Annotated in this window: 3 protein-coding genes, 2 pseudogenes and 1 other annotated feature; of the genes and pseudogenes, 1 reads left to right on the top strand and 4 read right to left on the bottom strand. The window is 58.2% G+C overall.

Features of this window, described 5'->3' with window-relative positions; translation table 11 throughout:
* Positions 1–526 precede the first annotated feature (526 nt).
* The 3 genes and pseudogenes from AC0L3B_RS32670 to AC0L3B_RS32680 all read right to left on the bottom strand — a co-directional run bounded on the left by AC0L3B_RS32670 (position 527) and on the right by AC0L3B_RS32680 (position 3,822).
* The gene (locus tag AC0L3B_RS32670; RefSeq protein ID WP_085394331.1) at positions 527–922 is read right to left on the bottom strand and encodes a response regulator transcription factor; all 396 of its coding nucleotides are present in this window, start codon (positions 920–922) and stop codon (positions 527–529) included.
* Between the two features lie 84 nt (positions 923–1,006).
* Complete coding sequence (locus AC0L3B_RS32675) at positions 1,007–1,654, bottom strand: response regulator transcription factor (protein ID WP_473381713.1); 648 nt, start codon at positions 1,652–1,654, stop codon at positions 1,007–1,009.
* A 932-nt stretch (positions 1,655–2,586) separates the two neighbouring features.
* Positions 2,587–3,822, bottom strand: a pseudogene (locus AC0L3B_RS32680) (IS3 family transposase).
* Positions 3,421–3,537: a sequence feature (AL1L pseudoknot), on the bottom strand. It overlaps the preceding pseudogene by 117 nt.
* A gap of 778 nt (positions 3,823–4,600) precedes the next feature.
* Here AC0L3B_RS32680 and AC0L3B_RS32685 point away from each other — a divergent pair.
* Positions 4,601–10,159 (top strand): trifunctional serine/threonine-protein kinase/ATP-binding protein/sensor histidine kinase, encoded by a 5,559-nt coding sequence (locus AC0L3B_RS32685; protein WP_473381709.1) that lies wholly within the window; start codon positions 4,601–4,603, stop codon positions 10,157–10,159.
* Between the two features lie 353 nt (positions 10,160–10,512).
* Here the strand turns inward: AC0L3B_RS32685 and AC0L3B_RS32690 are convergent.
* Positions 10,513–10,929, bottom strand: a pseudogene (locus AC0L3B_RS32690) (FMN-binding negative transcriptional regulator); the annotation flags it as partial.
* Positions 10,930–11,090 lie beyond the last annotated feature (161 nt).

Raw genomic sequence — 11,090 nt, forward strand, 5'->3', positions numbered from 1 at the left:
CGCGGCGAGTAGAAAGGACACCGCCGCCGCGGATCCGGTCCGGCACGCGGGCTCATCGCGCGTCCAAGCCGAGCGCTTTGGGGGACCGGACCGTTGTGTCGGCGGCGTGAATGCGTTCGCTAACAAAGGCATGGCTTGAGATCGCATCGGCCAGCCGCAACGGATGCGTAAGTCTCGGGTGCTTCGGGTTGCTGGGGTCGGACACAGGTTGGCGAATCTGTCGGTGCAAACGTTCGACCGCTTCGGAAACCGTCCTGCCGCTGCGAGGGTGGTGTGCACCGTCATTGAAAGGGAAGGGGGCATCGCCTCGTCGGATTGCGCGATCATACCAGGGGCTTCTTGTCAGGAGACCGATGTTGCAAGTGCTTCAACCGGATTTCGAAAGCGGAATAACAGCGATATGAATGCGGCAAGATGGAAAGGCGTTGGTTGCCACTGGCACGCTGTAAGCGCGGGTAATCGCCCATTGATCGACATCGCAAGCGCCGTGCAGGTTGCGGCTTGGTCCGGATTGCTTCCCCATCTTTCAGGCGTCCGTTCCGTCACGATGCTCGTGCAGCGCTTTATCGAGGCAGGCTATCAACTCCAGACCGGCAAAGGGTTTGGGAAAAAAGCCAGTCACGCCGGCTTTCAACGCGCGGGCTCGCGTGCGATCATCCGCGAAGGCAGTAATCAAGATGAATGGCGCAGCGTGGCCCTGGGCCCGCATCCGTTCCAAAAGTTCAAAGCCGCTCATCATGGGCATCTGCACGTCGGTAATGACACAGGACGTATCGTTCAATTGAGACGACCGCAAGAAATCCTCAGCCGATGCAAACGTATGAACGATGTGGCCCTGCGATTTTAAAAGATTGTTCAGTGCGGCACGAATTGAAGGATCGTCGTCGACGACGGAGATAGTTGAATACTTAGACAAGACCACCCGTCCTCGTTCGGCGAAGGCACTGGCCGAAGCATAGCGGCCAGCTGAAGGGTGCGCGTGTACGACGAAATTGTAAAATCATACTTAGGTTTGTACCTTGAGACGGTCGGTCCCAATTCCCAGCCTCTCAGCCATCCTAATCAAATCGGCTAGCGATCGAGCGCCCATCTTCCTCATCACGTGCCCGCGGTAGATTTTGACCGTGATCTCGGCGAGCCCGAGTTCCGCGGCGACCTGTTTGTTCAATAGACCGGCGGCGACAAGTCTCAACACATCCTGCTCCCGTGGACTTAGGGCCTCAAACAAGGACTGCAGCCTCTTGATTACCTTGTCTACACCTCGTCTTTTGCGATCCTTTTCGATAGCAGCGATGACGCCATCGAGCAGTTCCTGATCGCGAAACGGCTTGCTGAGAAAATCGATTGCTCCACCCTTCATCGCTTTGACGGTCATCGGAATATCGCCATGAGCGGTGATGAAAATGATGGGGATATGAACCTTCAATTTGGCTAACTCATTCTGGAGCTCAAGTCCGCTCAATCCCGGCAGTCTGATGTCAAGCACAAGGCAGCTAGGAACATCAGGAAGTTCGCTGTGGAGCAGTTCCTGGGCGGATCCGTAAGCAACGACATCTAGACCGATGGAACGAAATAGGTTGACCAACGATTCGCGCATCGAGAGGTCGTCGTCGACGACGAACACGCTCGGTCTCACCTCCGGCCCTTCGACAATTGCGGCTTGCGTCCGCGGTTCAGTGCGCTTGGTCACGATAAGAGCCTCACTTTTGCAATTATAGTAGAAATACCGTGCTAGGACGACCGCTGGTTGATCACCGTGGCCTGCCTAGGAGCTTTCGCGCATTGCAAATCTGTGAGACTTTCCCAGGGATGTGACCGGGTCAGCCGTTCGCAGCGCGTAATGCATTACCAAGAAAGTCTAACAAAAAGCGCCCGAGTGGTCGAGAACTGGCTTTCGGGTCTCTCCTCCGTTCCGTGGGAACAGGCCCGCGGCATCGATAATCAATCAGCAGCCGTTTGAGAAGCACCGAATCCAGAAAGTGAGGCGTTCGCTCTTGCATGGGGGCGCGTCCCCGCGGGCCACTCGCGAGTGGAGGCTGCATGAGGCGGCGGACCCTCACTATGCGGCTGGATTAGAATGCCCGCCGTCTTGGTAGTTGGATACGCGGCCGTGAGCTGAGCGAATTCGCGCGATGTTGCCTATACATGCGCCGAGCTCGCCGGCATACGGCGTAGACTATCGCGCTTGTACTAAGGAAGATGGAAATTAGAACGAGTAGCAGCGGCATCAGCACATGAACTCTTTTGCTTCGTCAGAGCGCCTGTGAGTTGCGTCTTTAGCGAGCTTGGGAAGGCATCTTGCATCGGCTTCGTACAACCTCACGCAAGGTGCGATTCAAGTCCTTTCGGTCGTGCTTGTAGGAAATATAGTCATCTCGATTTGCAGAGGTGCCTATGTTCCTTCGTCCCCCTGTTTCCTTCTAAGCGCCTGTCACAAGATGGGTGGTGAATCTAACTAGAAAGGCCCATTCGCTGCCCGGCTGTCGACCGCTTCGGCAAAGCCAGTGCAATTGCCCTCCTAACTCAGCTCAACAAAGGCTCGTCCAGCAAAGGTGAACCGCCCCGGTTTGCCGGAGGCTATTTGGTTTAAGTTATGCCGCCATGGCGGGTTTGTTCCAGCATGGCGTAGTAGCGGCGCTCGGCTTCGGCCGGCGGGATGTTGCCGATGGGCTCCAGGAGCCGCCGGTTGTTGAACCAGTCGACCCATTCCAGGATCGCGAACTCGATGGCCTCGAAGCTGCGCCATGGCCCGCGCCGATGGATCACCTCAGCCTTGTAGAGACCGTTGATGGTTTCGGCGAGAGCGTTGTCATAGGAATCTCCGACGCTGCCGACAGAGGTTCGACACCAGCTTCAGCCAGGCGTTCGGTGTATTTGATCGAGACGTATTGGGCTGCCCCTGTCGCTGTGATGCACGAGCCCGCCACGATGGACCGGCCGCCGATTGTGCAGTGCCTGCTCCGGCGCATCGAGCACGAAGCCTGCATGCGCCGTGCGCGAGGCCCGCCAGCCCACGATCCTGCGGGCATAGGCGTCGATGACGAAGGCGACGTAGACGAAGCCGGTCCAGGTCGCGACATAGGTGAAGTCGGAGAGCCAGAGAACTTTCGGCCTTGGCGCCTTGAACTGGCGGTTGACGTGATCCAGCGGGCGGGGCGGCCTTGTCGCTGATCGTGGTTTTGACGGTTTTGCCGCGGATTACCCCTTGCAAGCCCATGTCCCGCATCAGTCGTGACACCGTGCAACGGGCAACATCGAAGCCTTTGCGCTTGAGCTGTGGCCAGACCTGCGCACGCCATAGACGGAGAAGTTCTCATCGAAGACGCGCCGAACCTCGATCTTCAGCGCGGCGTCCTGCCTGGCGCGCGCCGACCGCTTGGCCGGATCGCGCCGCTTGGCCACATGGGCATGGTAGGTCGAGGGGGCGATCGGCAACACCTTGCAGATCGGCTCGACCCCATGCGCCCCACGATGATCGTCGATGAAGGCGATCATGGCTTGGACCGGCGGTCGAGCTCCGCCATCGCAAAATAAGCGCTTGCCTTGCGCAGGATCTCGTTGGCCTGCCGCAGCTCACGGTTCTCCCGTTCCAGGGCCTTCAGCTTCTCGGCCATCTCAGCCGGAACACCGGCCCGCTGCCCGCTGTCGATTCTCGGCCTTCTTGAGCCAGTCATGCAGCGTCTGCGGTGTGCAGCCGATCTTGGCCGCAATCGAGGTCACTGCCGCCCAGCGCGACGGGTGCTCGCCGGCGTGATCCAGAACCATCCGAACCGCACGGTCGCGGACTTCAGGCGAAAACTTGTTCGTGGTCTTGCTTGTCATGGCTCCATCCTCTCAGGAGTTGGAGCCTCCGGCAAACCCGGGGCGGTTCAAAGGTATCGTTCTGTTACCGGTTTGGCGGCATCATAGGTTCGTGGCGAGCAGGCTGTTCGAAGCTTATCTACTCAACCCCGCAAGATAGCACAGAATGCGAGCCGAGCGGTCAGCCTAGAAGCACTCGCCCCACTAGCTCATTGATCTTCCCACGCAGCTCATCAAAGCGGCCCGGCGCACTCCTTCGAGAAGAAGTGCGCAGGGTTCGCCCCACATCGCCAGTATATCCGTGGCGATGCTGCCTCCAATGAAGCAATCCACATGGCAAAACTGAGGCTCGCTCCGCAGCCAAACTCAATAGTGGCCGGCTGCTACTCCACACCGAGGGCGACGAGCTTGAATTGTACGTAGCGTCACGTTGTGCGATGTCGAGTTGGCAAAGTCCGACAAGGTGCAGTGCGGAATTGGCAGGGAATGCGATAAATGTTGTTACGTTGCGCGTGGCGAGGAGAAGGCGTTCCGCTGTTCTTCATCTTCGTTGCAATTCTCTTGACCGTTGTGGGATAGCTTCCGCCGCGCTTGAACGCCGGTTTGAGTATGGGAACTCTCCCTGCTCTCTCGGCTTCGACATGGCCGGCAATCCCCTCCTGCGTGAGGGCCTGTATGCCTGCTACGAATTCTTTGGCGGCCTTGATCCGGACCTGTAGCGTTCTTTGTGAAGCCCCTTCACAATTGCGTTCCTTATGTGTCAGATTTTGACTCGCGTCTTCCTAGTCTGGGTGGCCAAATGCCGCGGGACCCTCTCAGTCGGACTTTGTTCGGCTCAAATCTCGACAGCGACTTCCAGCCCCTGTGGGAGGATGGTGATCGCGCGTTCTGCCGTGCGTGGCGCCAGCTCATCCATGGCAGCAGAACTGTCGTGCTTGTTGTGCGGCCGATCACGGAACACCCAGCGACGCTCGACCGCCTCGTCCACGAGTGTGAGCTGAGGGAGGAGCTAGACGAGGCATGGGCGGTGCGCCCATTGGAACTGGTCCGGGAATCTGGTCGTACCATGCTGGTCCTGGAGGATCCATGCGGCGAGCCGCTTCTAAACTTAGTTGGAGCCCGCATGGAGCCCCAGCGCTTCCTCCGCCTCGCCGTTGAAATCGCGACGGCCGTGGGCAAGCTTCACCGGCACGGCTTGATCCACAAGGACCTGAAACCCGCTCACATTCTGGTCAATTGCCCGGACGAACAGGTGCGGCTCACTGGGTTTGGTCTGGCTTCCCGTCTTTCGCGCGAGCGGGTGCCGCCTGAGCCTGCCGAGTTCATCGCCGGCTCGCTGCCCTACATGGCGCCCGAACAGACCGGACGAATGAATCGCTCAGTCGACTCTCGCAGTGATCTCTATTCACTTGGCGTGATATTCTACCAGATGCTGACCGGCGCGCTGCCGTTCACGGGCTCAGACCCGTTGGAGTGGATTCATTGTCATATTGCAAGAAAAGCAACACCGCCCCTCGAGAAATCGCAAAATGTCCCGGAGCCAATCTCTCACATTGTGATGAAACTCCTCGCGAAAACCGCCGAGGAACGCTACCAGACTGCCGCTGGCCTTGAACACGATCTGCAACACTGTCTGGCAGCATGGGCCAACCATGGTCGCATCGAGCCTTTTGAACTTGGCGCAGACGACACACCTGATCGGTTGATCGTCCCCGAGAAGCTCTATGGGAGAGCCCGCGAGATCGAGACCTTGCTTGGCTCTTTCGATCGAGCGGTGAAGAGCGGCGCGCCGAGGTTGGTGCTGGTTGCCGGTTATTCCGGCATCGGTAAGTCTTCGCTCGTTCAGGAGCTACACAAAGTACTCGTGCCCTATCGCGGGCTCTTGGCATCAGGCAAATTCGACCAAGTGAAGCGCGATGTGCCCTATGCGACACTAGTGCAGACCTTTCAGAGCCTTGTGCGTCCTCTTCTCAGCAAAAGTGAGGGCGAACTCGCGACCTGGCGGCAAGCGTTCCGGGAGGCGCTCGCTGGGAATGGACGGCTGATCGTCGAATTGATCCCCGATCTGAGCTTGGTTATCGGCGAGCAGCCCGCGGTAGCTGAGCTTCCAGCCCGTCAAGCGCAAATCCGTTTCCAGCTCGTGTTTCGTCGCTTTATTGGCGTGTTCGCCCGGCGAACCCATCCATTGGTGCTCTTCCTCGATGATTTGCAGTGGTATGACGCCGCAACACTCGACCTGATCGAGGATCTGCTGACCCAGCCGGATCTGCACCTGCTGCTTATTGGAGCTTACCGCAGCAACGAAGTTGATGCAGATCATCCGCTCAAACGCAAGCTCGAGTCCATCGGGAGAGCCGGCCTAAATCTACAGGAGATCACGCTATCGCCGCTCAGCGCAGACGACGTCGGGCAGTTGGTCGCGGATACCCTTCGCTGCGGACCAAAGCGTGCTGCCCCGCTTGCGAAGTTGGTGCATCAGAAAACGATGGGCAATCCGTTCTTCGCCGTTCAATTCTTGTCCGAACTAGCCGGAGAGCAGCTGTTGACGTTCGATCACGTGTCGGCGCGCTGGCGTTGGGATCTGCAGCGAATTCACGCAAAAGCGTACACCGAGAACGTCGTCGATCTGATGCTCGGCAAACTCATCCGGCTGCCAAAGGAAACGCAGGAAGCGCTGCAACAGCTGGCCTGTTTCGGCAACATCGCCGGGACGGCGGAGCTTGCGATTGTGCTCGAAATTTCAGAGGAACAGGTGCACGCGACCCTGTGGCCGGCAATCCGGCAGGAACTGATCGTGCGGCATGGGACAGCCTACCGCTTTGTCCACGATCGCGTTCAAGAGGCGGCCTACTTGCTGATGCCGGAATCCTCGCGCGCTCCTTCCCATCTGCGGATCGGTCGGATGCTCGCGGCACACATCCCTGCGCACAAACGCGAAGAGGCCATCTTCGACATTGTCAGTCAGCTCAATCGAGGCGTCGCGCTCATCGCTTCCGGTCAGGAGCGAGAGCAGCTCGCCGAGTTGAACTTCATGGCAGGGCAGCGTGCCAGGGCGTCGGCGGCCTACGCCTCGGCGCTTACATATTTCACCGTCGGTGCTGCGCTGCTCGCGCCCAATTCTTGGCAAAGGCGCCGCGAGCTCGCGTTCGCACTCGAGACCAGCCGGGCGGAATGCGAACTCTTGGTAGGCCAGCTGGAGATTGCAGAGCGTCTCTTGTCAGCACTGTCGAAGCGAGCTTTGAACGGGCCACAACGAGCAACGGTCGCATGTTTGCGGGTCGATCTTTACTTGACGCTAGGTCAGCACGGCCGGGCAGTGCTCATAGGTCTCGAATATCTTCGCGACGTCGGGATCGAGTGGTCGCAGCGTCCGACAGACCAGGAAATGCTGGCCGAATATCAGCGGATGTGGTCACAGCTGCCCGACGCAATCGAGGATCTTGCTGGTTTGCCTCGAATGACAGACCAGGCCACGCTTGCCACGCTCGCCGTGTTGACGCGGATTCTTCCGGCTGCAGGTTTCACGGACGCCAATTTATCCGCTTTAGTGATCTGCCGAGCGGTCAGCATCAGCCTCGAATACGGCAACACTGATGCTTCCTGCGCCCATTACGCATGGTTAGGCCGAATCTCGGCCGGACGCTTCGGTGACTACCAAGCGGCCGATAAATTTGGTCGTCTTGCTTGCGACCTGGTTGATCGCGGTGAGTTCTCTCGTTTTCGGGCTCACGTCTATTTGGCCGTCGGAGGCACCGTGATCCCGTGGACGAAGCCGCTTAGAGACGGCCGAGTTTTGATCCGGCGAGCCCTCGAAGCCGCGGTCAGTAGCGGTGATGTCATTTATGAGGCGTACAGTTCCGTCCATCTAACCGGAAGTATGATGATGGCCGGAGATCACCTGAAAGAGGTACAGAACGAGTTAGAGAAAAGCGCTGCTACGATCCGGAACAGAAAGGTACAATTTGCTGCTGAGGCGGTAGCCGCTCAGCTCGCAATCGTCAGAACCATGCGCGGCCTCACGCGCTCGCTCGGTTGCTTCGACGACCAACAATTTGACGAGCTAGACGTTGAACGATCGTTGGCAGGAAGTCCGGAGTCACCTAGCGAAACCGTTTACTGGATCCGCAAACTTCAGGCGCGCTTCCTATCCGGCGATTATGCTGCGGCTGTTGAGGCTCGCTCGAAGGCCGAGCCCAAACTATGGACCATACCAACAGAGCCCTTGACCGCGGAGTTTCACTTTTATGGTGCGCTGTCTCACTCGTGTTATTGCGACAGGCTGGGCGAAGGCGAACAACAGCCGCACCGAGATATCATTGATGCCCATTACAGGCAACTGCAGACATGGGCGACGAATTGCCCCGACAACTTCGAGAATCGGGCTGCCTTGGTCGGCGCTGAAATTGCGAGGTTAGAATGCCGGGATGCAGACGCAATGCGACTGTACGAACACTCAATCCAAACCGCAGGACGTAACGGTTTCCCCCACCACGAGGGGATCGCTTGTGAACTTGCAGCGCGCTTTTATGCTGCACGCGGTTTTGGCAGGATCTCCCGGGTTTACCTGCAGGACGCGCGGCGCGGCTACCTTCGTTGGGGAGCGGATGGTAAGGTGCGTCAACTCGAGGAGCTGCATCCGCATCTCATGCATCAGGAGGCCCCTCTCGCCGTGAATGGCATGACGATCGGAGCTCCGGTTGAGCATCTTGATCTGGCGACGGTGATCAAAGTGTCGCAGGCGATCTCCGGCGAGATTGTGCTTCAGAAGCTAATTGACAAGCTTATGCGGACTACCATTGAGCAGGCCGGCGCCGAAAGAGGTTTGTTGATTCTGCTGCATGGCGGCGAGCCACGGATCGAAGCGGAAGGCAAAACGGTAGCAGATGCCCTGGTTGTAAAGGTGGATGAACAGCCCGTAACTCCGATGGCTCTTCCCGAATCCGTGCTGCATTTCGTGCTACGTGTCCGCGAAAACGTGGTTCTCGAAGATGCTGTCGCCCAGCCTTCATTTGCCGAAGATCCTTATATCCGCGAGCGCAAAGCACGTTCTATTCTTTGCCTGCCACTGATCACGCAGGGCAAGCTGATCGGCGTACTTTATCTGGAGAATAATCTCGCCCCGCGCATATTCTCGGCTGCCCGAACGTCATTGCAGAAAATGCTTGCCTCTCAAGGTGCAACAGCCCTGGAAAACAGCCGGTTGTACAGCGAAGTTCACCAACGGGAGGCGAAAATCCGGCGCTTGCTGGACGCTAACATCATCGGAATCTTTATCATTCACGAAGGGGGCGAGATCATCGAGGCAAATCAAGCCTTCCTCACGATGGTTGGATACGACCAAGAAGATCTCCTCGCAGGTCGAGTGAACGGTCTCGACCTGACGCCTCCAGAATGGCACGAGCGCACATTGGGTGCTCGGACAGAAGCAAAAAGAACCGGTGCTGTTCAGCAGTTCGAGAAAGAGTACGTCCGCAAAGATGGCAGTCGCGTGCCAGTGCTAATTGGCCTCGCCACGTTCGATGCGCAACTCGACCAAGGTGTTGGCTTCGTCCTGGACCTGACAGAGCGAAAGAGAGCGGAAGCGGAAGCCCGTGAGAGCGAACGGCGTTATCGCGAGACTCTGATGGGCCTTGCACACGCCAATCGGATCACGACAATGGGGCAGCTGGCCGCCTCGATCGCCCACGAGGTCAACCAGCCGATTGCCGCGATCAGCAGTAATGCAGGGGCAGGGCTAAATTGGCTCGGTGCTCAACCGCCGAATCTGGAAGAGGTTCGGCAGACCTTCGGTTTGATTGTCCGTGACAGTATGCGCGCAGGAAACGTGATCCGTCGGATCCGCGCTCTTATGAATAAAGCTCCTATGCAGACGGAGCTTCTTGCGATTGACGAATTGATCGTAGAGGTGCTGGCCCTAGTCCACGCGGAACTGGCAAAAAATGATGTGTGGGTGCAGACCCTACGGCCTGAGGCTTTGCCGCTCGTTCGAGCGGATCGCGTTCAGGTGCGGCAGGTGATCCTCAATCTGATCACGAACGCCATCGAGGCCATGAGCGTGATCAAGGAAGGCGACCGCGAATTGCTGATCAGTGCCCGGACGGATGGTGCGAATAGCGTATTGGTCAGTTTTCGCGATACGGGTCCAGGGCTCGATCCAAACAGCGCAGACCGCGTGTTCGAGGCTTTTTACAGCACCAAATCCGAGGGCATGGGCATGGGACTGGCCATTTGCCATTCCATTATTGAGGCGCATGGGGGCCGGATGTGGGCGGGCCCGAATGATCCTCGCGGGGCGATCTTTCAGTTCAGCATGCCCATTGCGCCGGAGGGCGTGAATCGGGGGGAACAGGTGTCTTGAACGTCTTAGGCTCGATTTCGATGTCGAGCAGGGGTGCTCCGGGAGGCAATGTGACAGAAGCGAGCCGCGTGACGTTCGTAATGTGAAACATTCGCATTTCTTGCTGTCCCGTCGGCGAGTGTGGGAGCGACCGCAGATTGTCGCGAATTGTCAGAAAATCTGAATCTGACCGCAGCGGCCAGATTCAAGACGGTTTGAGGGCTCTTTGCAAACGTCGTGAGCCTTGCAGGGCGTCAAGCGGAATCAGACGAAGGCAGTAGACGGAGTGTTCGCGAGAATGACGTCAATGGCCATAGAGGAAATGGAGAAAATCTAAGTGATAAGGGATCGTTTACAACCCGTCGTGCGGTTGGTTATCCCTTCGGAATGAGGTGAGCCACTCGACGAGATTCGTCACGGTCGCTCTTGGACAAGCCCTCAATCACGCCGGCGCGATCCGCTGCTTTGCGGTTCTGACTCATCTTCCGCGTGCCTTCGAGCCGTGTAATTTGCAATGGCGGACCGACAATCCCCTTAAGCTGCGCTTTGATGAAGTCGGCAGGGGCGTCGGAGACGGCCCAGCGGTCTTTGCCCGCCGAGTGGTCATGCGCATCGGTCACTCGCGTGACTACCTCCAGCAGTCGATCGGCATCATCGAAGAAGTCGACCGGCCCGTAGGCATGCACCGCGACTTAGTTCCAGGTCGGTACGGCCTCGCCTCTCTCCTGCTTCGTCACGTACCAGGAAGGGCTGATATAGGCTCGCGGCCCAGTGAAAATAGCCATCGCTTCGGGTCATGTCCCCGGTGGTGGTGTAGCTCGGTAGAGCAAAGCCGCCGGACGCGCGCCTTCAAATAGCGCCGTAGCGGGCGGGCGGCTTTGCGGTGGTCACCGGCAGTTCTCCGGTAGGATCGGGTTGCGACACGCCAACGCAACCGAGGAACCACCGATGA

This window comes from Bradyrhizobium sp. Kon56, from assembly GCF_055807635.1.